The 22,023-nt window shown below is 67.1% G+C and carries 19 protein-coding genes and 1 tRNA gene; 14 read left to right on the top strand and 6 right to left on the bottom strand.

Annotated features, from left to right (window positions below; all coding sequences use genetic code 11):
* Positions 1-17 precede the first annotated feature (17 nt).
* The 3 genes from GDIA_RS09850 to bktB all read left to right on the top strand — a co-directional run bounded on the left by GDIA_RS09850 (position 18) and on the right by bktB (position 4,244).
* Positions 18-1,451 carry a protein adenylyltransferase SelO gene (locus GDIA_RS09850; protein WP_012224396.1) on the top strand — a complete coding sequence of 478 codons (1,434 nt, stop codon included), beginning with the start codon at positions 18-20 and terminating at the stop codon, positions 1,449-1,451.
* Positions 1,452-1,515: 64 nt separating this feature from the next.
* Entirely contained in the window at positions 1,516-2,964 is a 1,449-nt protein-coding gene (locus GDIA_RS09845) for a sugar porter family MFS transporter (RefSeq protein ID WP_012224394.1), read from the top strand.
* A gap of 98 nt (positions 2,965-3,062) precedes the next feature.
* Positions 3,063-4,244, top strand: a complete 1,182-nt coding sequence (gene bktB, locus GDIA_RS09840; protein WP_012554053.1) for a beta-ketothiolase BktB — start codon at positions 3,063-3,065, stop codon at positions 4,242-4,244.
* An 8-nt stretch (positions 4,245-4,252) separates the two neighbouring features.
* On the opposite strand, the gene GDIA_RS09835 is transcribed toward bktB, so the two are convergent.
* From GDIA_RS09835 to GDIA_RS09825, 3 genes are read right to left on the bottom strand one after another with little or no spacing between them, the layout of a single operon-like run.
* Positions 4,253-4,990: a tetratricopeptide repeat protein gene (locus GDIA_RS09835; RefSeq protein WP_012554052.1), complete on the bottom strand. Its 738-nt coding sequence runs from the start codon at positions 4,988-4,990 to the stop codon at positions 4,253-4,255.
* Positions 4,978-5,661, bottom strand: coding sequence for a Fe2+-dependent dioxygenase (locus GDIA_RS09830; RefSeq protein WP_012224388.1), 684 nt, complete (start codon positions 5,659-5,661; stop codon positions 4,978-4,980). The genes GDIA_RS09835 and GDIA_RS09830 overlap by 13 nt, the downstream gene beginning before the upstream one ends.
* Before the next feature lie 10 nt (positions 5,662-5,671).
* Positions 5,672-8,119: a TonB-dependent receptor gene (locus GDIA_RS09825; RefSeq protein ID WP_012224387.1), complete on the bottom strand. Its 2,448-nt coding sequence runs from the start codon at positions 8,117-8,119 to the stop codon at positions 5,672-5,674.
* Between the two features lie 251 nt (positions 8,120-8,370).
* Between GDIA_RS09825 and GDIA_RS09820 the strand changes: the two genes are divergently transcribed.
* Both GDIA_RS09820 and GDIA_RS09815 read left to right on the top strand, forming a co-directional pair.
* Entirely contained in the window at positions 8,371-9,423 is a 1,053-nt protein-coding gene (locus GDIA_RS09820; protein ID WP_231854228.1) for a sensor histidine kinase, read from the top strand.
* Positions 9,420-10,082, top strand: a complete 663-nt coding sequence (locus tag GDIA_RS09815; protein ID WP_012224383.1) for a response regulator transcription factor — start codon at positions 9,420-9,422, stop codon at positions 10,080-10,082. The genes GDIA_RS09820 and GDIA_RS09815 overlap by 4 nt, the downstream gene beginning before the upstream one ends.
* 12 nt (positions 10,083-10,094) lie before the next feature.
* Here GDIA_RS09815 and GDIA_RS09810 read toward each other — a convergent pair whose 3' ends face one another.
* Entirely contained in the window at positions 10,095-12,083 is a 1,989-nt protein-coding gene (locus GDIA_RS09810) for a S9 family peptidase (protein WP_012224381.1), read from the bottom strand.
* 166 nt (positions 12,084-12,249) lie between these two features.
* On the opposite strand from GDIA_RS09810, the gene GDIA_RS09805 reads away from it, so the two are divergent.
* Both GDIA_RS09805 and GDIA_RS09800 read left to right on the top strand, forming a co-directional pair.
* Positions 12,250-12,831 carry a DedA family protein gene (locus GDIA_RS09805; RefSeq protein WP_144880002.1) on the top strand — a complete coding sequence of 194 codons (582 nt, stop codon included), beginning with the start codon at positions 12,250-12,252 and terminating at the stop codon, positions 12,829-12,831.
* Entirely contained in the window at positions 12,828-13,790 is a 963-nt protein-coding gene (locus GDIA_RS09800) for an SDR family oxidoreductase (protein ID WP_012224377.1), read from the top strand. Before GDIA_RS09805 ends, GDIA_RS09800 begins: the two co-directional genes overlap by 4 nt.
* 67 nt (positions 13,791-13,857) lie before the next feature.
* On the opposite strand, the gene GDIA_RS09795 is transcribed toward GDIA_RS09800, so the two are convergent.
* Together GDIA_RS09795 and GDIA_RS09790 are read right to left on the bottom strand one after the other, a co-directional pair.
* On the bottom strand, positions 13,858-14,829 hold the full coding sequence (locus GDIA_RS09795) for a quinone oxidoreductase family protein (protein ID WP_012224375.1): 972 nt from the start codon (positions 14,827-14,829) through the stop codon (positions 13,858-13,860).
* A 28-nt stretch (positions 14,830-14,857) separates the two neighbouring features.
* A complete protein-coding gene (locus GDIA_RS09790) occupies positions 14,858-15,331 on the bottom strand; it encodes a methylated-DNA--[protein]-cysteine S-methyltransferase (RefSeq protein ID WP_012554050.1) in 474 nt (157 codons plus the stop codon).
* Between the two features lie 133 nt (positions 15,332-15,464).
* On the opposite strand from GDIA_RS09790, the gene mnmE reads away from it, so the two are divergent.
* The 7 genes from mnmE to GDIA_RS09755 all read left to right on the top strand — a co-directional run bounded on the left by mnmE (position 15,465) and on the right by GDIA_RS09755 (position 21,956).
* Positions 15,465-16,772, top strand: coding sequence for a tRNA uridine-5-carboxymethylaminomethyl(34) synthesis GTPase MnmE (mnmE, locus tag GDIA_RS09785; RefSeq protein ID WP_012224371.1), 1,308 nt, complete (start codon positions 15,465-15,467; stop codon positions 16,770-16,772).
* Between the two features lie 53 nt (positions 16,773-16,825).
* Positions 16,826-18,688, top strand: coding sequence for a tRNA uridine-5-carboxymethylaminomethyl(34) synthesis enzyme MnmG (gene mnmG, locus GDIA_RS09780; protein ID WP_012554049.1), 1,863 nt, complete (start codon positions 16,826-16,828; stop codon positions 18,686-18,688).
* On the top strand, positions 18,688-19,317 hold the full coding sequence (gene rsmG, locus GDIA_RS09775) for a 16S rRNA (guanine(527)-N(7))-methyltransferase RsmG (protein ID WP_012554048.1): 630 nt from the start codon (positions 18,688-18,690) through the stop codon (positions 19,315-19,317). Before mnmG ends, rsmG begins: the two co-directional genes overlap by 1 nt.
* A 10-nt stretch (positions 19,318-19,327) precedes the next feature.
* A complete protein-coding gene (locus tag GDIA_RS09770) occupies positions 19,328-20,125 on the top strand; it encodes a ParA family protein (protein WP_012224364.1) in 798 nt (265 codons plus the stop codon).
* Positions 20,122-21,012: a ParB/RepB/Spo0J family partition protein gene (locus GDIA_RS09765; protein WP_012554047.1), complete on the top strand. Its 891-nt coding sequence runs from the start codon at positions 20,122-20,124 to the stop codon at positions 21,010-21,012. Before GDIA_RS09770 ends, GDIA_RS09765 begins: the two co-directional genes overlap by 4 nt.
* A 130-nt stretch (positions 21,013-21,142) precedes the next feature.
* Positions 21,143-21,218: transfer RNA gene (locus tag GDIA_RS09760), tRNA-Lys, on the top strand.
* A 207-nt stretch (positions 21,219-21,425) separates the two neighbouring features.
* Positions 21,426-21,956, top strand: coding sequence for a hypothetical protein (locus tag GDIA_RS09755; RefSeq protein ID WP_012224361.1), 531 nt, complete (start codon positions 21,426-21,428; stop codon positions 21,954-21,956).
* The last annotated feature ends 67 nt before the right edge of the window (positions 21,957-22,023 follow it).

Below are 22,023 nucleotides of genomic sequence, written 5' to 3'. Positions count from 1 at the left end.
GTTTTTGGTGACACAAGATGCCCCTTTCACCCACCTACCGCCCCGCCCGCAATCACCTGACCCTGGGCGATGCGTTCTACGACCCGGTGGCGGCGGCGGATTTTCCCGCCCATATCCTGCGCTTCCGCAACCAGGAGGCCGCGGCGCAGGTCGGGCTGGACGGCCTGACCGACGCGGAATGGATCGATCATTTCGGCCGGTTCGTCCCGCTGCCGGACAACCTGCCGACACCGCTGGCCCTGCGTTATCACGGGCATCAGTTCCGGGCGTACAACCCCGACCTGGGCGACGGGCGGGGGTTCCTGTTCGCGCAGGTGCGCGATGTGCGGGACGGACGGCTGCTGGATATCGGCACCAAGGGCAGCGGCCGCACGCCCTGGTCGCGCGGCGGCGACGGGCGGCTGACGCTGAAGGGCGGGGTGCGCGAGATCCTGGCGACGGAAATGCTTGACGCGCTGGGGGTCGAGACCTCGCGCAGCCTGAGCGTGATCGAAACCGGCGAGGCGCTGCATCGGGGGGACGAGCCCTCGCCCACCCGGTCATGCGTGCTGGCGCGGCTGAGCCATTCGCATATCCGCATCGGCACGTTCCAGCGCCTGGCGGCCCTGGACGACCAGGCCAGCCTGGCGCACCTGGTGGCCTATGTGATGGACACCTACTTCCCCGACCGGGCCGGCGCGGGCGATCCGGCGCTGGCGCTGTTCGACATCGTCTGCGCCCGCGTCGCGCGCCTGGGCGCGCAATGGATGGGGGCGGGGTTCGTCCACGGGGTCCTGAACACCGACAATATCAACGTCACGGGCGAAAGCTTCGATTACGGCCCGTGGCGCTTCCTGCCCCGCTACGATCCCGGCTTTACCGCCGCCTATTTCGACCACTCCGGCCTGTACGCCTTCGGCCGCCAGCCGGAGGCCCTGCTGTGGAACCTGGCGCGGCTGGCCGAATGCCTGCTTCCGCTGACGAACGTTGACGGCCTGCAGAAGATTTTCGACGATTTCCCAGATCGTTATGGAAAAGAGATGAACGGCGTGATCGTGAAACGCCTTGGCCTGTCATCACTTTCCGAAGCCGATGACCGCGCGCTGGCGGCCGCGGCATGGCGCTTTCTGGAACGATCGGCCATTGGATTTGAATCTTTGTTCTTCGACTGGTATGGTGGAACGGACAGCAGGCACCGTGCCGCGAACGGCCCCAATGCCCGCCTCTACGAGGGTGCGGATTTCGAACCATTGCTTCGGCAGATCGAATCCCATCCTGCCCGGCCGGGCCTGGATCTTTCCGATCCCTATTTTTCCCGGGCCACGCCCTGCACGATGCTGGTCGATACCGTGGAGAGCATATGGCAGCCGATTGCAACCGATGACGACTGGGGCACGTTGCACACCATGCTGGACACGATCGCACAGATGAAGGCGGCGCTGTCCGGGCCACCGCCGGGATCACCCGCATGAAGCCATGTACCGTGGCAAGGGGTGTGGCAGGAAAGTGAGCCTCTTTCCGAGCAAGGAGAACAGGATGCAGAATTTTTCACCGCAGGCCCCTTCGGTTCCCGCCCTGTCCGATTTCGAGGTTTCGGACAATGCGGGGCGGACGCTCTGGCTCGCAGCCGCCGTGGCCGCCATCTGTGGCGGCCTCTACGGCTACGACACCGGTATCATTTCGGGTGCGTTGCTTCTGATTACCCGGGATTTCCATCTGGGCAGCCTGTATCAGGAACTGGTCGCCTCCGCGATCCTGGCGGGGGCGGTGCTGGGCGCCGTCGGCACCGGCTGGCTGTCGGAACGGTTCGGCCGCCGGACGTCGGTCATGATCGTCACCGCCGTGTTCGTGACCGGCGCGCTGGCCTGCGCCGCCGCCCCGGATGTGGACATGCTGATCGCGGCACGCGTCTATCTGGGGCTGGGGGTCGGCGGATCGACCCAGGTGGTTCCGATGTATATCTCGGAACTGGCGCCGGCGGCCCGGCGCGGCAAGCTGGTCACGCTGTTCAACGTCGCGATCGGGATCGGCATCTTCGTCGCCAACATCATCGGTTTCGCCGCGCGCGACGCCTGGGGCTGGCGGCCGATGATCGCGGTCGCGGCCCTGCCGGCGGCACTGGTATTCGTGTCCATGTTCTTCCTGCCCAAGAGCCCCCGCTGGACGGCGGAAAACGAGGGACTGGATTCCGCGGTCACGCATCTGGCGCGCGTGCGGACGTCGCGCAAGGAAGTCCGCAAGGAAATCCGCAGGATCCACGAAGCCGCGGAAGACGTCGATGACGCGCATCGCGGCTGGCGCGGCCTGATGCAGCCCTGGGTGCGCCCGGCGCTGGTCGCGGCGCTGGGGGTGGCCTTCTTCACCCAGTGCGGCGGGCTGGAGATGATGATCTATTACGCCCCGACCTTCCTGTCGGACGCGGGCTTCGGCCATTCCTCGGCGCTGCTGGCCAGCCTGGGGGTCTCGATGGTCTATCTGGTCATGACGATGCTGGGCTCGGCGATCGTCGATCATGTCGGCCGGCGCCGCCTGATGCTGATCATGGGGCCGGGATCGGTGGCCAGCCTGCTGGGGCTGGGGCTGATGTTCGCCATCCATCCCGACAAGGGCAGCGTCGGAAGCTGGATGATCATCGTGTTCCTGCTGATGTTCATGGCGTTCAATTCCGGCGGCATCCAGGTCGTCGGCTGGCTGCTGGGGGCGGAAATGTTCCCGCTGTCGATGCGCGGCACCGCCACCAGCCTGCACGCCGCGACCCTGTGGGGCAGCGACCTGCTGGTGACCAGCACGGCGCTGACGCTGGTCAACCTGATCTCGCTGGGCGGGACGATGTGGTTCTATGCCGGGGTCAATCTGGCGTCGGTCGCGTTCATCTACTTCCTGGTGCCAGAGACGCGCGGTGCATCACTGGAAGACATCGAAACCGCCCTGCATGAGGGGCGCTTCCGGCCCACCAGGGGCCATACCGCGATCGTCGAGACCTGACACCCGGCCCGGACGGGGCGGCGTCCGTGTAGAGCGGCGGCATGAAACATGCCATCATGCCGCCGACAGGAACAGCACACCGCCCGGAACCCTCGGCCATGACCAGCATCTTCGTCGTCTCGGCCGTACGCAGCGCGATCGGCGGTTTCGGGGGCGCCCTGCGCGGTACCGCCCCTTCGGTGCTGGCGGCGCGGCTGATCGCGGCCGCCGTGGACCGGGCCGGGCTGCCGGCGGATGCGGTGGGGCAGGTGGTGCTGGGACAGGTGATCCCGACCGAACCGGCCGATCTGTACCTCGCGCGCCACGCTGCGCTGCGGGCGGGCCTGCCGGTCGAGACGGTGGCGATGAACGTCAACCGGATCTGCGGTTCCGGCCTGCAGGCGATCATATCGGCCGCGCAGGCCATCCGCCTGGGCGATGCCGATATCGCCGTCGCCGGCGGTGTCGAAATCATGAGCCGCGCGCCCTACCTGGCGACCGATGCCCGTTTCGGCGGGCGGCTGGGCAACCAGACCCTGCTGGACCTGCTGGTCGGCGCGCTGACGGACCCGTTCGACCACGTGCATATGGGCGTCACGGCGGAAAACGTCGCCACCACCCACGGCATCACCCGCGCCATGCAGGACGACCTGGCGTTCGAAAGCCACCGCCGGGCGTCGGCGGCCATCCGCGCCGGCCGGTTCGACGGCCAGATCGTCCCGATCGAAATCCGCGCCAATGGCCGCGCCACGCTGTTCGACCGGGACGAGCATGTGCGCCACGACGCCGTCCGGGCGGATTTCGATGCCCTGCGCCCGGCCTTCCGCAAGGATGGCGGCACGATCACGGCCGGCAATGCGTCAGGGATCAATGACGGCGCCGGCATGGTCGTGCTGGCGTCCGGGGACGCGGTGCGGCGGCTGGACCTGACGCCGCTGGCGCGACTGGTCGCCTATGGGCACGCGGGGGTGGAACCGTCGCAGATGGGCATGGGCCCGGTCCCCGCCACCCGTCGCGCGCTGGATCGCGCCGGCCTGGGCATCGCGGACCTCGACCTGCTGGAAATGAACGAAGCCTTCGCCGCCCAGGCCTGCGCCGTCAGCCGGGTGCTGGAACTGGACCCCGCACGGGTCAATCCGAACGGCAGCGGTATCTCGCTGGGCCACCCGATCGGGGCCAGCGGCGCCATCGCCACCGTGCGCCTGGTCCATGAACTGGCCCGCATCGGCGGGCGCACCGGGCTGGTCAGCCTGTGTATCGGCGGCGGGCAGGGGATCGCGGCGGTGTTCCAGCGGCCGTGACGGCCGGGCTACAGGATGGCCTTCAGGCGCGTCTCGACGGTTTCGCGTAGTGTCGCGGCCTCGGGCCTGTCCATGCCGGCCAGGGTGCGGGCCATGGCCTGCAGGATGTCCGGGGTTGCCGTCCGGGCGGCCTGTTCCCACAAATGCAGGGCCTGGTCGGGCTTGCCGGCTTCCAGCAGGAACGTGGCGTAATTGTGCTGGCCGCGATAATCGCCCCCTTCGGCCGAGCGCCGATACCACGACAGGGCGGCCTGCCTGTCCCGCGGGATGGTCCAGCCTTCTTCCAGGAAGCGGGCGTAGAGGTTCATGGATTTCGCATGCCCCGCATGGGCGGCCTGCCGGAAACAGGCCAGGGCCGTGGCAAGGTCCTGCGTGACGCCCAGGCCGCGCATGGTCAATATGCCCAGATTGTACCGCCCCCACTCATCCCCCAGTTCGGCGGCCCGGGCGTAGCATCGGGCCGCCTGCTGGAAATCCTGCCGGCAGCCCCAGCCGAAATGGAAACAGCGCCCCAGCATGTTGTGGCCGGGCCCGTACTGGGCGTTGGCCGCGATGGTGAACCAGGTCCGGGCCGCTTCCGGGTCGCTGGGAACATAGACACTGTTCAGCAGGATCTTGCCCCACAGCACCTGTTCCAGCGTATGGCCTTTCTCCGCCTGCTGCCGGATCGCCTCGATCTCGGCAGGGAGCGGCGCCCTGGGCTGGGACCGGGGCTGACGGCGGCGCAGGCGGGCTAGAGCACGCACCACTGCCTCATCAGGTTGTGGTAGCAGTTCGTCAGGTTCAGCACCGCCAGGTCGTCATCGGGCAGGCGCGTCCTCAGGTCCATGATGGTCCTGTCCAGTTCGAACATGATCCGGCGCCGCGCTTCATCCGCGATCATGGATTGCGTCCAGAAGAACGAGGCAAGGCGGGAACCGCGCGTCACCTCGTTGACGCTGTGCAGGGCCGTGGTCGGATAGAGGACCATGTCCCCGGCGGGCAGCTTGAGCTCCTGCGTGCTGCCGGGCTCGTGCAGCACCAGTTCGCCGCCGTCATATTCATCGGGTTCCGACAGGAACAGGGTCGATGACAGGTCGGTGCGAACGCGCGCCCCGGTTTCATGGATCGGGCGGATGGCGTTGTCGACATGGGCCGCGAACGACATTCCGGCATCGTACCGGTTGAACAGCGGCGGCACGACCCGCAGCGGCAGGGCCGCGCTGTTGTAGGTCGGATTGCGGCCCAGTGCGCGCAGGACGATATCGCGCATTTCCCTGTGCGCATCGGACGAAAGCGGGATCTGCAGGTTGTTCTTGACCATGGCGGACTGGGGGCCGGCCGTGACCCGGCCGTCCACCCATTCCGCGCCGGCCATGATCTGGCGGCAATGCGCGACCTCCTCCACCGTCAGGACCGAGGGAATATGGATCAGCATCGTGAAAACCTTAATAGGTGGCCGAGATGTTGAACAGGAAAGCCCGGCCGGTCGACGGCGTCACGCGGTCGCTGAACAGGTTCGAATAATTGAGCCTGTTGGCAAGGTTGTAGCCGTTCATGGCCACTTTCCAATGCTTGAGGAAGCTGTGCGAAATCATCGCATCCCATTCAACGGTATCCGGTACCTTCGCCGTATTGGCGGGGTCGAGCCAGACGCTCTGCCGCCAGGTCAGGCCGCCGCCGAACGTGACGTTCCATGGAGTGGCCGGTGCGATCGTATAGGTCGACCAGAATGTCGCCGAATTCTTCGGCGCATATTGAATGCGCTTGCCGACATCCGCCGCCGTGGCGGACGCGATCGTTTTCGCATCATAATATGCGTAGGTCGCAATCACGTTCCAGTTCTTCAGGATTTCGCCGGATGCGCTCAATTCGAATCCCTGGTTCCGCTGGCGGTCGCTCGACGGCGTGACGTCACCGGTGGTCGGATCGGTCAGAAGGGAATTGCCTTTTTCCAGCCTGAAGGCGGATACGGTAAAGCCCATACGACCGTGGAAAGCATTGTATTTCGCGCCGATTTCGTAAAGGCTGCTGCGTTCCGGCGCGTATCCTTCATTCGTCGCCCGGAGCGGTTCGGAACTGTTGGTGACATACAGGCCGAGAGGTGTGGTCGACTGTGCCCAGTTGAAATAGACCATGGTGTCATCATTGGGCGTGTACATCAGGTTGACGGTCGGATTGTAGGTATCCTGGTTCTGGCCGTAGGAAACGCCCGTGCCGACCATTCCCTCGTTGGCGGAATAATGGCTGTCCCAATGGTCCCAGCGGAAACCGGCGCGGGCCGAGAACCACGGTGCGAACCAGACCTGATCCGAGAAGAAAGCCCCGACATCGGTCGCAACGCCGGTTTTGTGAAGCGCGCGTCCGACACCGCTGATATTCACAAGGTTGCTGCTGTATTGGCCGACATTCCCAAGCAGGAGTCCTGGCACGAAATTGGTCGGATTGACGAGGCCGGTCGTGTCGGTCTGCGTTCCATTCAGGCCATTGTAGTTGTAGGCGTAATTCGTACGACGGTCATAGACATGGGCCACGTCCCACCCGGCGATGATCTGGTGCTTCAGCATGCCGGTATTGAATTTCGCAATCGCTGACGCGACGTTCTGCACCGACCAGTCGTTCTGCTGGTAGGGTTCCGGACCACCCAGATGGCCACGGCGATCGACAAGCGCGCTGGCGGGATCGTTTCCGAAATATGCCGCGTTACACGTGGCATTACACCCTTCCCACGACGCGGAGAAATAACGCTGGTACATCCCCCCCCGCAGGTCGTCATAGAAGGTGATATGGCTGTTGAATTCGTGCTTGAGATGCGCCGACAGCATATCGACGTTCGAATCGTCCTGGTCGTACTGCGTGCCGTACCAGTTGTTGCGATTCACGCCGAATTCGGTGGCCGGACGGGCGATGGTCGTGCCGGGCTTGGTCAGCAGCGGCACGCCGTAATCGGGAATGCGGTTATCGGTCTGATGGAAATATTCAATCGTCAGCGTCGTGGGCTTGCCCAGGCCGAAGGCGATGGACGGCGCGATACCCCAGCGATGGGAATAGACGTCGTCACGCCCGACCTCGTCATTTTCATTGCCCATGCCGGCGATGCGGATGGCCGTGGATTCGCCGATCTGCTGGTTCACGTCCAGCGTCCCGCGGTAATAGTCCGCCGAGCCGCCGGAAAACTGGCCGCTATAGCTGTTCCCCAGATGGGGCATCTTGGTGACCATGTTGATGGCGCCACCGGTGGTGCCGTTTCCGAAGACCTCGGACGACGGTCCCTTGATGACCGAAATATGGTCATAATCGAAACTGTCGCGGCTATAGACGCCATAGTCGCGCAGGCCATCTTCATAGATATCGTTCTGCGCCTGGAAGCCGCGGATCAGGAACTGGTCGCCGCTCATCCCGCCTTCGCCCTCACCGACCGATGCGGTAATGCCGGGCACGTTTCTCAGCGCCTCGTCGAGGGTTTTCACGTTCTGCTGTTCCATCAGCACCTGCGGCACGACATTGACGGTCTGCGGCGTGTGCATGACATCCTGCGGCATGCGGCTGAGACCGATATCCTGATGCAGGATGTTCATCGGACTGCCAACGACAGTCAGGTTTTCTTCCGTCGGGGTAATGGTGCTTGTCGTCCCCGGCGGGGCATAGAGCGGCCGGGCGGCCGTCGTGCCGGTCGCGGCGACGGCCGGGGCAGGGGCGGCCTTCGCCGGATTATGCGCCGCCGCCTTTCCCGCAGCAGCCGCCTTGCCGGCGGCGTGGCGATGATGCTTGGGCTTGGATGTCTTGGTGTCGGTTGCCGCGTCGGCGGCATGGACGTGAATCCCGGAATAGAGCAGCGCCAGGCCCGCCATGAACGGGGCGGGATAAATACGACGGCGGATCAGGGAAGGCGGCATTCTGTCGTTCTCACAACCACGGATAGGTGGCTTCGTTAAAACCACAAATGCGAATTACTCACAATTGCAAAATGTGTCGGGGTGGGGTATCCTTAAGTATATGTTGCTGGTGGGTTAACGTTTTCTAATATGACCGTTTTAATTCACTATTTGGAACGGTCTTATCCAGGAACAGAATAGGGGGCGCGACTGTCTTGTTTCACCACATGAAACAGGAGGTTGCGGTCGAAAGAGAGGAAAGCGCGAGGCCGATGCGGGGCTGGTTGTGGTGCGCGACGACGCTGATTGCCGTGCTGGTGTTCGGTATCACATTGTTTCCGTCCCATGACGCCTTCGGCGTTCTGTACGTGCTGGTCATCGTGCTCGCCGCCGATCGCGCGACCATGCGGATGCTGCAGATGATCGGCGCGGCCTGCGTCGTGCTGGAATGCGCGGCCTTCTCGATCGTCCATCATGGCGGCTCCTTCGACGGCGCCTATGCGCGGCTTGCCCTGAGCATCACCGCGACGATTGTCGTGACGATCCTGACCATTCGCAATAAACGGGCCAGGGACGATCTGGCGCGCCACGCCCGGGCGCTGACGCATGCGGATCGCATTGCCACGCTCGGGCATCTGGCGCTGTCGATCGCCCACGAGGTCAACCAGCCCCTGTCGGCGATGACGACCCTGGCCTTCTCCGGCGGCCGATGGCTGGACCGGACACGTCCCGATCTCGACGAGGCCCTGTCCTGTTTCCGCCAGATCGAGGCCAACGGCAGGCGGGCCGCCGACATCGTCGGGCATGTGCGCGAACTGACCCGCAAGGCGCCGGTCGCGCGGTGCCCGCTGGACCTGAGACGGATCGTCGAGGATACGATCGCCCTTCTCCAGTCCGAGACGACGGCGCGCCGGGTCGTGGTGCAGAAAATCTTTCAAAACGACCTTCCCATGATCCACGCGGACAGGATCGAAATTCAGCAGGTCGTCGTGAATCTGATGATGAATGCGGTACAGGCGCTGGAACCGGTGGCCGGACGGCGCAGGACGATCACCGTTTCCCTGCGGGCGGACAGATCCCGTCCCGGCGCCATCGAAATGGAAATCCGGGATACCGGGCCCGGATTTTCCCAACCGGACCCGAATGCGCTGTTCGAGCCTTTCGTCACCACCAGGCCGGACGGGATGGGAATGGGACTGGCGATCTGCCGGAACATCGTCCGGTCGCATGGCGGTGCGATCACGGCCGCAAACGGCACGCCCTCCGGCGCCGTCATAACGGTCAGGCTGCCCGCCGCGCACGCCACGGCGGCGGCAGCGGCATGAGCGGGCAGGCACCGGAAGACCGGCCCCGGCCGCATGTCGTCGTCGTCGATGACGATGCCGGGGTGCGCGCGTCGCTGGACAGCCTGTTCCGTTCCGCCGGCTTCACCGTGACCCTGTTTGCCGACCCGCACGCCTTCCTGAAGGCCGGCGTGCCACAGGGGCCGTGCTGCCTGGTACTGGACGTGAAGCTGGGCCGGATCGACGGCCTCGACTTCCACGAGGCGATCGTCGACGCGGGACTCCGCATCCCGACCATCATCATGACCGGTCATGGGGACATTCCGATGGCCGTCCGGGGCATGCGGACGGGGGCGATCGATTTCCTGGCCAAGCCGTTCGGCGACCAGGCGATGCTGTCGGCTGTCTCGGACGCGGTGGAGACATGGTGGCGGCAATGGCGCCAGGACCAGGGCGCGGCCGACGCCCGGCAGCGTTACGCCACCCTGTCGGCGCGCGAGCGCGAAGTCATGGCCCTGGTCGTCGCGGGCCTGATGAACAAGCAGATCGCGGCCCGTCTTTCCCTGAGCGTCGTCGCGATCAAGGCCCATCGCTCCGGCGTCATGAGGAAGATGGGCGCCGATTCCCTGGCCGACCTGGTCCGCCTGGGGGAAAGGCTGGGCGTCCGGGACGAGGAGGTCAGCCGGTACGGAAAGGTCTGACGATGCAGACCATCAGGACCGCATGACCACCCGTTCGCTGACATCCGGAACCGTGAAGCCGAACACCTGTCCATAGAAATCCAGTTCCAGGTCCAGCGCGCGGCGTATGGTGGCCTCGCGCCGGAAGCCGTGGCTTTCGCCGGGAAATTCATAGTGGGCATGGGGCACGGCGTTGCCGGACAGGGCCGTTGCCATGGCGCGGGCCTGTCCGGGCGGAACGACGGCGTCGTCCAGCCCGTGCAGGAACAGTACCGGGACCTGGATTCCCGTGGCCTGCGTCAGGGGCGAGCGGGCCAGGTAGGTGGCCTCGGCCGCCGGATAGGGGCCCACCAGGCTGTCCAGATAGCGGGATTCGAACTTGTGGGTTTCCTGCGCCAGGGCGCGCAGGTCGGTGACGCCGTACAGGCTGGCCCCGGCGGCGAACAGGCTGGACCGCGCCAGCGCCAGCAGCACCGTCAGCCCCCCGGCGCTGCTGCCGCGAATGGCGATGCGATGGGGGTCGACGCGGCCGTGCTCGATCAGGAAGCGGCAGGCGGCGATGCAGTCCGCCACGTCGATTTCGCCCCACTTCCCCTCCAGCCGACGGCGATAGGCACGGCCGAAGCCGGTCGATCCGCCGTAATTGACGTCCACCACGGCGAAGCCGCGACTGGTCCACCATTGCACCTTGAAGGAAAACGCCTCGCTCGCCCGGCCGGTCGGGCCGCCATGGGCCATCACGATCAGGGGCGGCTTTTCGTCCGCCGGGCCGCGAAAGCGGCTGCTGGCCGGGGGGTAGAAGAACGCATGGCCCCGCTGCACCCCGCCCGGCGCGTCGGGCAGCGGGAAACGAATCGTCTCGGCCCGGGCGATGTCGCCGGGGGCCAGGTCCAGGACCGCGGCGGCCCGCAGGGTATCCGGCGGCGCGCCCACGCGGCCGTGCACCACCGCCGGAGGGCCGTCCGGCGGGGTGTCGATCCACGCCAGCGATCCGTCCGCCAGCGGGGCCGGGCATTGTGCCGGATGGCCGAATGCCACGGCATGGACCCTCATGGACGGGTCCGGATCGTCCTTGATCCGGATCGTCCGCGCCTCGCCATGGTCGATCGCGATGGCCAGGATCGATCCGTCCGGCAGCGGACGGTAGCTGCATTGGCCGAACACCCAGTGCGGCAGGCCGATCTCGGCCGCCATCGGGGCGACGGGTTCGGGGCCGCCGCCCGGCAGGGTGAAGCGCCACAAATTCCACCAGCCGCTGCGGTCCGACGCCGCGTACAGGGCCCGTGGGCCGGCCCAGGCGGGTTCGATGACCGATTCAGGATCGCCGTCGCCCGCCAGGGTGCGCGCGCCGGCCAGGGTGCCGTCCCGCTCCAGACGGCCCACGCGCAGGCGTGTCGCATCCCACGGCATGGCGGGATGGTTCCACTCGATCCAGGCCAGATGGGCGCCATCGGGCGACGGGCGAGGCGAGCTGACGAAATCGGGGCCGGACACCAGGACCTGCCCCGCCTGCGTGGCCGGGTCGCCGCCCGCCAGGGGAAGTGCGACCAGCGCCGAGACCGGCTCGCCGCCCGCACGGTGGTCCTCGCGCACGCAGAACAGCCGTGCGCCGGCGGGATCGAAGGTGAAATCGGCGAAGCGCAGGCCGGCCACCGTGCTGATCGCCCGCGCGGGTCCGTCGGCCTCGATCACCCAGACGCTGCCGTCGGGGCGGTGGCTGAAGGCGATGCGGCCGCCGGATACGGCATAGGCCCCGCCCCCATATTCGTGCACCCGCGTGCCGACATCCAGCGGCGGCGGCGTCAGGTCGACCGCGCCGGTGCCTGCCGTCCAGCGGACCAGCACCGTCCGCCCGGCTTCCGAGGGGCGGGTTTCCAGCCAGAGGATCGCATCGCCATCGGCCTGCACCGCCGACAGCCCCACCGTCCTGCCCGCGACCAGGGCGGTGGTGACGGCGGACGGCCAGGTGCCAAAGGGCTGCGTCAGGACGGACGCCCCCTTCGCGACGGTCGGATCTGTCATGTGTGTACTCCTGTTCCGCTGTTCCGTTCGTCGTATTGACTTGACACGGAGCCGGCCAGACGGTTCCTCAGCCTGTTCTTCGCAACAGGTCAGGTCCGGTCCGCTGGTTCATCAGTTCGAATCCCTCTTCATCCAGTACGGATACGGCGTGATCGGCGTGATCGTCATGCTGGAAAGCATGGGCCTGCCGCTGCCGGCCGAAACGCTGATCATATCGTCCGCCCTGTATTGCGCGGCCACGCACCGGCTGGATATCGGCTGGGTCGCGGTGGCGGCCGTCCTGGGTGCCATCATGGGGGACAATTTCGGCTATCTGATCGGGCGCACATACGGCTATCGCCTGCTGGAACGGCACGGGTCGAAAGTCTACCTGACGTCTCAGCGCCTGATGCTGGGACGCTACCTGTTCCGCCGCCATGGCGGCAAGGTGGTCTTCTTCGGCCGATTCATCGCCATCCTGCGGGTCTTCGTGGCCCTGCTGGCGGGCGCGAACCACATGCCATGGCACACGTTTTTGCTGTTCAACGCGCTGGGCGGCATCGGCTGGGCGGGTGGATACGCCTATGGTGCCTATTTCCTGGGCCATCAGGTGCTGAGCATTTCGGGTCCCGTCGGGGTCGCCCTGGGCGTGCTCGCGACGCTGGTCATCGGCGGCAGTTTCGTCTTCCTGAAGAAGAACGAACGGCGCCTGACCGAGGAAGCGACCCGGGAGGCCGAACGGGAACAGCAGAAGGAGCCTGCGCGATGAGCGTACCCCTGAAATGGACGATCGACCGTGCCCCCGACCTGACCGGCCGCGTCGCCGTGGTGACGGGGGCGACCGGCGGGCTAGGGTACGAGACCGCATGCGGCCTGGCGTCGCGCGGGGCCACGGTCATCCTGACCGGGCGCAATGCCGATCGCGGCGCCGCCGCCCTGGCGGGGCTGCGGACGCGAGTTGCGGATGCGCGCGCCGAATTCATGGTGCTGGACCTGGCCAGCCTGCGGTCGATCGCCGATTTCGCGGGCGACCTGACCGAGCGGCTGAAGGGGCAGGGACCGGGGGCGGTGGACATCCTGGTGAACAATGCGGGCGTGATGGCCCCGCCCCGGCGACAGGAAACCGAAGACGGGTTCGAACTGCAGTTCGGCACCAATTACCTGGGCCATTTCGCCCTGACCGGGCGGCTGCGGCCGCTGCTGGTCCGGGCCCCGGGCGGGGCGCGGGTCGTCACCGTCGCCAGCCTGGCGGCCCGGCAGGGGCACATCACGTTCGACGATCTGCAGGCACGGCATCGCTACAGCCCCTTCGGGGCCTACCAGCAGAGCAAGCTGGCCAACCTGATCTTCGCGCTGGAACTGGACCGGCTGGCACAGTCCGGGGGCTGGAAGCTGCATTCCATCGCCGCCCATCCGGGCTGGTCGCAGACCGACCTGGCCATCAGCCGCTCGGCAGCGCGGCAGGGCGTGGCGGAACGCCTGCTGCGCTGCCTGACGGAGGTCGCGTTCCGGACGCTGGGCCAGTCGGCCGCGGCCGGGGCGCGGCCGATCCTGTTTGCGGCAGCGGGGGCCGAGGCCGTGGATGGCGGGTATTACGGCCCCGGGGGACGGGGCGAACGGCGGGGCCGGGTGACGGATGCGCGCGTCCCGGCGCAGGCCCGCAACCTGCCCGTGGCGCGCCGCCTGTGGGCGGTGTCCGAGCGGCTGACCGGGGTGGCGCTGTCGTAGGGAAGCCGGAATCGGTTTCCAAAGGCCCCCGGCCTTTGGCGGGGCATGGGGCAGAGCCCCATATCTATCACGGCACCAGGATCGTACTCCCTACCGTCGTCCGCGCCTCCAGCGCCCGCTGGGCTTCCGCCGCGTCGGCCAGGGCGAAGCGCTGGCCGATCCGCACCGAAAGCACACCCTGCGCGATCAGCCCGAACAGTTCCGCGGCGCCTGCCAGCAGCGCCGGACGCTGGGCGATATAGGTCGTCAGCCCCGGCCGGGTCAGATACAGGCTGCCGCGCGTGGCCAGCATGCCCACCGAAATGCCCGTGATCTCGCCCGACGCGTTGCCGTAGCTGACCATCAGTCCGCGCGGTGCCAGGCAATCCAGGCTGGCGACGAACGTGTCCTTGCCGATACTGTCATAGACGACGGGCACCATGGCGCCATCCGTCAGCTTGCGCACGCGCGCGGCCAGGTTGTCGTACCCGACCAGGATGTCGGACGCCCCGTTCTGCCGGGCCAGTTCGCCCTTTTCCTCGGTCGACACCACGCCGATCATCCGCACGCCCAGATACCGCGCCCACTGGCACATCAGCAGGCCGACACCGCCCGCCGCCGCATGGACCAGGATCGTCTCGCCCGGTTGTACCGCATGGACCTCGCGCAGCAGCATATGCACCGTCAGGCCGCGCAGCATGCAGGCGGCCGCGACTTCGGACGAAATGTCGGGCGGCAGGGGCACGACGCGATCGGCCGCGATGGTGCGGCATTCGGCATAGCCGCCCAGGGCGGTGGGATAGGCCACCCGGTCGCCGGGAACCAGGTCGGCCACGTCCTCGCCCACGGCGAGCACGGTTCCGGCCCCTTCCATCCCCGGGATGGCGGGCAGGGTGGGCAGCTTGTACAGCCCGGTGCGAAAATAGATGTCGATGAAATTGACGCCGATCGCCTCCTGCCGGATCAGGATTTCCCCCCGTCCGGGCACGGGGCTGGGCAGCGTTTCCAGCTTCAGGACTTCGGGCCCGCCGTAATCATGGATGCGAATCGCCCTGTACATCGCTCTCTTCCTTTCCGTGGTGGCTGTGTCAGGCCGTCTCGTGCGCGTGGGCTGGAATGGGGGCGCGTTCCAGGCCCAGAAGATAGAGCTTGTCGGTCAACCCGCCATCGCCGGAATAGCCGCCCAGGCCCTGGACGGAGACGACGCGATGGCAGGGAATCAGGATGGGAATGGGATTGACGCTGTTGGCGTTCCCGACCGATCGGGGCGAACCGCCGGCGATCTGCGCGATCTGCCGATAGGTCCGGGTCTGGCCCAGGGGTATGGCGCGCACCGCCTGCCATACCGTGCGCTGGTAGGCGGTGCCGTGCGGTGCCAGGACCAGGTCGGCGAACGGGTCCGGCGCGCCGTCGAAATAGGCGTCCAGCCGATCGCAGGCGTGGCGCAGCAGGGGGTTTTCGTCCTGGTCGCGGCCCCATCCCCAGTCCAGCGCGATGATCGCCCCGTCTTCCTCGGTCAGGGTCAGGTCGCCGATGGGCGAGTGCATGGAAAGCTGCGGCATCGTCGTATCCCAGGTCATCCGCCACGGTGCGGAACGCGCATATCGGTTCGGTCGCGTATTCTGTACTCTTCCGCCGCAGGATGCGACATGCAAGAGGGATCACGCACACGCCGGGACAACGGGGACAGGACAGATGCCGACCGAACAGATGCCGATCTTCGCGCTGGCGACCGGGGCGGGACGCGCGGCCATCGCCGTCATGCGCCTGACCGGGGCGGGATGCGGCGACATGCTGCAACGGCTGTGCGGCCCGCTGCCGCCGCCGCGCCAGGCATCCCTGCGTGGCCTGTGGCGGCGTGACGCGGCGGCGGCGCCGGTGCTGCTGGACCGGGCGCTGGTGCTGTGGTTCCCCGGTCCGCGCAGCTATACCGGCGAGGACAGCGCGGAGCTGCACCTGCATGCCGGCCCGGCGGTGATCGCGGGCGTGGCCGACGCGCTGGTGGCACTGGGCGCACGGCCGGCGGAGCCGGGCGAATTCACCCGCCGTGCCTTCGCCCATGGCCGACTGGACCTGATCGAGGCCGAGGGCATCGCCGACCTGATCGATGCCGAGACCGAAGCGCAGCGGCGGCAGGCCCTGGACCAGGCGGACGGGACGCTGAGCCGGATCTATGACGGCTGGGCGGCCCGGCTGCGGACCCTGCTGGCACATCAGGAGGCACTGATCGACTTCCCGGACGAGGACCTGCCGCCCGGTGTGGAACAGGCGCTGCTGGATGACCTGACGGCGCTGCGGTCCGAGATGCAGGCCCACCTGGACGATGGCGGCCGGGGCGAGAAGCTGCGCAGGGGGCTGGTCTTCACCATTGTCGGGGCGCCCAATGTCGGCAAGTCCAGCCTGCTGAACGCGCTGGCCGGGCGGGACGCGGCCATTGTTTCGGCCATTGCGGGGACCACGCGCGATGCCATCGAAATCCGCGTGGTGCTGGGCGATGTGCCCGTGACCCTGATCGACACCGCCGGCCTGCGCGAGACACAGGACGAAATCGAGGCCGAGGGCGTAAGGCGGGCCCTGTTTCACGTGAAACATGCCGACTGCGTGATCGCGATGTTCGACGGCGAGACGGTGCCCGACGATATTCCGGCGGATGCGATCAGGGTGCGGAACAAGGTCGACCTGGCACCGGTGCCCGCCGGGGCGGATGCGATCGGGATCAGCGTCCGGCAGGGCACGGGCATGGACGCGCTGCGCACGGCGCTGGCCGAACGCGCCCGGGCGCTGACCGCGTCAGCGGCCGGCCCGCCGCTGACGCGGGCCCGCCATCGGGCGGCGATCGAAGAAACCGCTGGCCATCTGGCCGCCGCGTTGGATATGCACTGGCCAGAGATGCGGGGCGAGGAAATGCGCCTGGCCATGCGCGCCCTGGGGCGCCTGACCGGGGCGGTAGGGGTGGAGGATCTGCTCGATACGGTGTTCGGGCAGTTCTGTATCGGGAAGTGAAGGGGTGTTCTTTTTCTTCAGAAAAAGAAGCACTTAAACGGGGGCAGGCAAACGTGACGACCGAGTACGATGTCATCGTCATAGGCGGAGGCCACGCAGGGTGCGAGGCCGCGGCGGCGGCGGCCCGGTGCGGCGCGCGCACCCTGCTGCTGACCCATCGGCGGGACACGATCGGCGCCATGTCGTGCAACCCGGCCATCGGCGGCATCGGCAAGGGCCACCTGGTGCGCGAAATCGATGCGCTGGACGGGTTGATGGCACGGGCCGCCGACCGGGCGGGAATTCATTTCAAGCTGCTGAACCGCTCCAAGGGGCCGGCGGTGCATGGCCCCCGCGCGCAGGCCGACCGGTCGCTGTACCGCCGCGCGATCCAGGATCTGCTGGCCGAAACCGCGAACCTGGACATCGCGGAAGGGGCAGCCGGCGACCTGATCGTGGACGATGCCGGCCAGGCCGCCGGCGTGGTGTGCGAGGACGGGCGACAGTTCCGCGCCGGGGCGGTGGTACTGACCGCCGGCACCTTCTTGCGCGGCGTGATCCATATCGGCCATGACAGCCATCCGGCCGGCCGGGTGGGGGAACCACCGGCCCACGCGCTGGGCGAGCGGCTCCAGGCGCTGGGCCTGCCGATGGGGCGGCTGAAGACCGGCACCCCGGCCCGCCTGGACCGTACAAGCATCGACTGGGACAGCCTGGCCGAGGACCGGGGCGACGCGGTGCCCGAACCCTTCAGCCGCCTGACGCAGGCGATCGACAACCCGCAACTATCCTGCCGGATCACCGCCACCACGCCGCGGACCCATGCGCTGATCCGCGAACACCTGCATCTGTCGGCGGTCTATGGCGGGGCGATCGCCGGGCGCGGCCCGCGCTATTGTCCGTCGATCGAAGACAAGGTGGTGCGCTTCGCCGAACGCGACAGCCACCAGATCTTCCTGGAACCCGAGGCCCTGCCGGGGAACGCGGGCGGCGACCTGGTCTATCCCAACGGCATTTCCACCAGCCTGCCGGCCGATATTCAGGAACAGCTCATCCATTCCATTCCGGGACTGGAACGCTGCAGGATCGTCCGGCCCGGCTATGCGGTGGAATATGATTATGTCGATCCGCGCGCGCTGGCGCCGACGCTGGAGCTGACCGCGCTGCCGCGCCTGTTCCTGGCCGGGCAGATCAACGGCACGACGGGGTATGAGGAAGCCGGCGCCCAGGGGCTGCTGGCCGGCCTGAACGCCGCGCGGCGGGCCGGGGGCGGCGAGGGGATCGCGATCGATCGCGGCGCCGCCTATCTGGGGGTGATGATCGACGACCTGACGACGCAGGGCGTGTCCGAACCGTACCGCATGTTCACCTCACGCGCCGAATATCGGCTGAGCCTGCGGGCGGACAATGCCGATTTGCGCCTGACCGGGCAGGGGATCGGGTGGGGCTGCGTGGGCAGTGCGCGCGCGCACCTGTTCACGGCGGAACGTGACGCCATCGACACGGCGATGCAGCGTGCGGGGGCCGAAAGCTTCCTGCCCGACGCATTGCAGCAGGCCGGGATCACGGTATCCGCCGACGGGCGCCGCCGCACCCTGCTGGACGTGCTGGCCACGGCCGCGACCCCGGATGCGATCGCGCGCATCGCCCCGTGGTTCGCCGCCCTGCCGTCGCGCGTCAGCCGCCATGTCGAAACCGAAGCCCGGTATAGCGGCTATCTGGTCCGCCAGGCGCGCGAGATCCGGCAACTGGAGGCCGAAACGCGCATCACCCTGCCGGCCGACCTGGATTACCGGCGCATCGGCGGGCTGAGCAGCGAGATGCAGGAACGCCTGGCCGCCGCCCGCCCCGCCAGCTTCAGCGCGGCGCAGCGGGTGCCGGGGATCACGCCCTCGGCACTGATGGCACTGCTGTCGCATGTGCGGCAGGTGGCATGATGTTTCACGTGAAACCACAGGGGGGCAATGGCGTGCCGGATGCGCTGCGGGCGAAGCTGGACCGGTTCGCCGAAATCCTGACCCGCTGGAACAGCCGCATCAACCTGGTCTCGCCCCGGGACCTGGCACATCTGTGGGACCGGCATATCGCGGACTGCCTGCAACTGGCGTCGCTGATCCCGCCCGGCGTGCGGCTGGCCGACATGGGGTCGGGCGGGGGCTTTCCCGGGCTGATCATCGCGATGGCCACCGACGCGGACGTGACCCTGATCGAATCCGACCAGCGCAAGGCCGCCTTCCTGCGCGAGGCCGCGCGCGCGGTGGGCGCACGCGTCACCATCATCGCCCGCCGGATCGAGGACGCGGACATACCGCCCGTGCAGGTCGTCACCGCCCGCGCCCTGGCCGCCCTGCCTCAATTGCTGGAATGGAGCAGCCATTTCCTGGCCCCGGATGGATTTTGTCTGTTCCTGAAGGGCCGAAATGTCGAGGATGAGTTGACCGCTGCCGCCGCCGACTGGCACATGGCGGTATCCCGATTGCCAAGCCGCACCAACGCGGACGGCACCATTCTCAGACTGGGTGATATCAGGCGTGTCAGACACTCAGAACGCGCGCCGGGTCGCTGACGCCGCGCGCGTGCCTCGCATTCTTGCCCTGGCCAACCAGAAGGGCGGCGTCGGCAAGACGACCACGGCCATCAACCTCGCCGCCGGCCTGGCGGCGCAGGGTCTTTCCGTCCTGCTGATCGACCTCGACCCGCAGGGCAATGCCTCGACCGGCCTGGGCGTCGGCTACGACGCGCGTCGCCTGGGCACCTATGCCCTGCTGATGGACGACGCCGCAGCCGCCGACCTGGTCCAGGCCACCGAAATCCCGAACCTGGCGATCATCGCCGCCGATACCGAACTGGCCGGCGCGGAACTGGAACTGGTCATGCAGGACCGGCGCGAATTCCGCCTGCGCGATGCCATAGCCCGCGTGGGCAGCGGGTACGACGTGATCCTGATCGACTGCCCGCCCAGCCTCGGCCTGCTGACGCTGAACGCGCTGGTGGCGTCGGACGGGGTCGTCGTGCCCCTGCAGTGCGAATTCTTCGCGCTGGAAGGGATCAGCCAACTGGTGCGCACGATCGACCGCGTGCGCCGCGCCTTCAATTCCGACCTGCATGTCGCGGGCATCGTGCTGACGATGTACGACCGGCGCAACAATCTGTCGGAACTGGTCGCCGCCGATGCGCGCGGCTTCTTCGGCGATCAGGTGATGGACACCCTGATCCCGCGCAACATCCGCATTTCCGAGGCCCAGAGCCATGGCCGCTCGGTCATGGCCTATGATGCGAAATCCAGCGGTGCCATGGCCTATCAGGCGATGGCCAAGGAACTGATCGCCCGCATGAAGCTGGCGAAACCGAAAGGGAAGGCGGTCCGGGCATGAGCACGAAGAAGGATCAGGCCCGTCCGCGCCTGGGCCGGGGCCTGGCGGCATTGCTGGGCGATCAGGCGCCCACCGCCATCGCCCGCGTTTCGGGCCGCACAGAACAGGACCGCGCGGGCACGCTGCCGGTCGACCTGCTGGAACCCGGACCGTTCCAGCCGCGCCAGGTCATGGAACCCGATGCCCTGGCGGAACTGGCGGATTCGATCCGCACGCGCGGCATCCTGCAGCCGATCCTCGTGCGGCCGCACCCCGACCACGCCGATCGCTACCAGATCATTGCCGGCGAACGCCGCTGGCGCGCGGCCCAGATGGCATCCCTGCACGAGGTCCCGGTCCATATCCGCGCCCTGGATGACGGGGACGCCATGGCCGCGGCCCTGGTCGAAAACCTGCAACGCGCCGACCTGAACGCGATCGAGGAAGCCGAGGGCCTGCAGCGCCTGCTGCAGGATTACAGCCTGACGCAGGAAGAACTGGCCGGCGCGCTGGGCAAGTCGCGCTCGCACGTCGCGAATATGGTCCGGCTGCTGAACCTGCCGCCGCCGGTGCGCGCGGCACTGCGCGACGGCAAGCTGACGGCGGGCCATGCCCGCGCGCTGCTGGGCCATCCCGACCCGGTCGCGGCCCTGAAAATCGTGCTGGAGCAGGGGCTGAACGTCCGCCAGACCGAGGCCCTGATCCAGAAGGCCACCCGCCAGCAGCAGCAGGCCCCCGCCAAGGCCGCCGAACGCAAGGACCCGGAAATCCAGGTCCTGGAACGCGACCTGTCCGCGCGATTGGGGCTGAAGGTGCAGATCGCCTTTGACGGGCGGGGCGGGTCGATCCGTATCCTGTACCATTCGCTGGATCAGTTCGATACGGTCCTGGCGCGGCTGAACGGGTGAGGTCGAGGCATGGTCCTTCGGAACCATGCCGACCGACCGATATGACAATACAGGGAATTTTTTTCGATAAACCGCTTGCCCTGTTCCCGATGCGCTGTTAGAAGCGCGTCACCCGAGAGGGCCACTCCATGGGCGCATAGCTCAGTTGGTAGAGCAGCTGACTCTTAATCAGCGGGTCCAAGGTTCGAGTCCTTGTGCGCCCACCATGGAGCCCCGGGTTTTCTTCCAGCCGAACATCCGCACATCATCATCGTGCGCGCCCCGTCATGTTGCGGCACCATCACATCGCATCTATGGTGTCATCTCGTCCTTACGGGCGATCCTTATCCTTGATGTAAGGTTGCCCTTTTGTGGACGTCACGCCTGCACAATGCTGCGCCGCGGCGCCTTGCTGAACTGGTCGCAGCGTCAGCTTGAAGCGTCATCCCAGACGCCGGGCCGCTGTCCCTATCCCCGTTACCATCCACGCCATCCGCACCGCCCTGGAATTCGCCGGGGTGGAGTTCATTGCGAAGAATGGTTGGGGGAGCAGGCGTGAAGGTGAGGAAGAACAAGGAGCTATCAGCATGAGAAACGGATTTTTCGGTAAGGCTGGCATTCTGGCGATTGCGGGAATGCTGCTGGGGCCGATGTCTCAAGCTATCGCGAACGACACGAATTCATGCATCTCGGGCGCCTGCCAGACTGCCGAAAAAAGCTGGCATACCGTGAAGAACGGAACGGTCAACGCCGCCCACGACACGGCTCAGTGGAGCGAAAAGGCGGGCAGGAAAAGCTGGAACACGGTACGCGACGGGTCCGTCGACGCCGCTCACAACACGGCGAAGTGGAGCGAAAAGACCAGCGGCAAGATCGGCAAATGGGGACAGAACACGGGCCGGAAGGTCGGACATTGGGGGTCGGATACCGCCAAGGACACCAAGACCTTCTTCACCGGTCACTGAGCACCGAATACGCCGCTTGAAAGCGGCCGGTCTCGAATTCGGCACCGGACATGGCGGTGGAGCGGCC

It is taken from the genome of Gluconacetobacter diazotrophicus PA1 5 (assembly GCF_000021325.1).
GTDB lineage: Bacteria > Pseudomonadota > Alphaproteobacteria > Acetobacterales > Acetobacteraceae > Gluconacetobacter > Gluconacetobacter diazotrophicus.
Note: the sequence above shows the minus strand (reverse complement) of the source record. Positions and strands in the feature narration are given on the sequence as shown.

Bases quoted from the DNA above. Each gene is read 5' to 3' on its own strand.
- GDIA_RS09820 (WP_231854228.1), top strand. From the start codon at position 8,371: ATGCGGGGCTGGTTGTGGTGCGCGACGACGCTGATTGCCGTGCTGGTG.
- GDIA_RS09850 (WP_012224396.1), top strand. From the start codon at position 18: ATGCCCCTTTCACCCACCTACCGCCCCGCCCGCAATCACCTGACCCTG.
- GDIA_RS09800 (WP_012224377.1), top strand. From the start codon at position 12,828: ATGAGCGTACCCCTGAAATGGACGATCGACCGTGCCCCCGACCTGACC.
- mnmE (WP_012224371.1), top strand. From the start codon at position 15,465: ATGCCGACCGAACAGATGCCGATCTTCGCGCTGGCGACCGGGGCGGGA.
- GDIA_RS09845 (WP_012224394.1), top strand. From the start codon at position 1,516: ATGCAGAATTTTTCACCGCAGGCCCCTTCGGTTCCCGCCCTGTCCGAT.
- GDIA_RS09815 (WP_012224383.1), top strand. From the start codon at position 9,420: ATGAGCGGGCAGGCACCGGAAGACCGGCCCCGGCCGCATGTCGTCGTC.
- GDIA_RS09825 (WP_012224387.1), bottom strand. From the start codon at position 8,119: ATGCCGCCTTCCCTGATCCGCCGTCGTATTTATCCCGCCCCGTTCATG.
- GDIA_RS09765 (WP_012554047.1), top strand. From the start codon at position 20,122: ATGAGCACGAAGAAGGATCAGGCCCGTCCGCGCCTGGGCCGGGGCCTG.
- GDIA_RS09830 (WP_012224388.1), bottom strand. From the start codon at position 5,661: ATGCTGATCCATATTCCCTCGGTCCTGACGGTGGAGGAGGTCGCGCAT.
- GDIA_RS09805 (WP_144880002.1), top strand. From the start codon at position 12,250: ATGCTGGAAAGCATGGGCCTGCCGCTGCCGGCCGAAACGCTGATCATA.
- GDIA_RS09795 (WP_012224375.1), bottom strand. From the start codon at position 14,829: ATGTACAGGGCGATTCGCATCCATGATTACGGCGGGCCCGAAGTCCTG.
- rsmG (WP_012554048.1), top strand. From the start codon at position 18,688: ATGTTTCACGTGAAACCACAGGGGGGCAATGGCGTGCCGGATGCGCTG.
- GDIA_RS09790 (WP_012554050.1), bottom strand. From the start codon at position 15,331: ATGCCGCAGCTTTCCATGCACTCGCCCATCGGCGACCTGACCCTGACC.
- GDIA_RS09810 (WP_012224381.1), bottom strand. From the start codon at position 12,083: ATGACAGATCCGACCGTCGCGAAGGGGGCGTCCGTCCTGACGCAGCCC.
- bktB (WP_012554053.1), top strand. From the start codon at position 3,063: ATGACCAGCATCTTCGTCGTCTCGGCCGTACGCAGCGCGATCGGCGGT.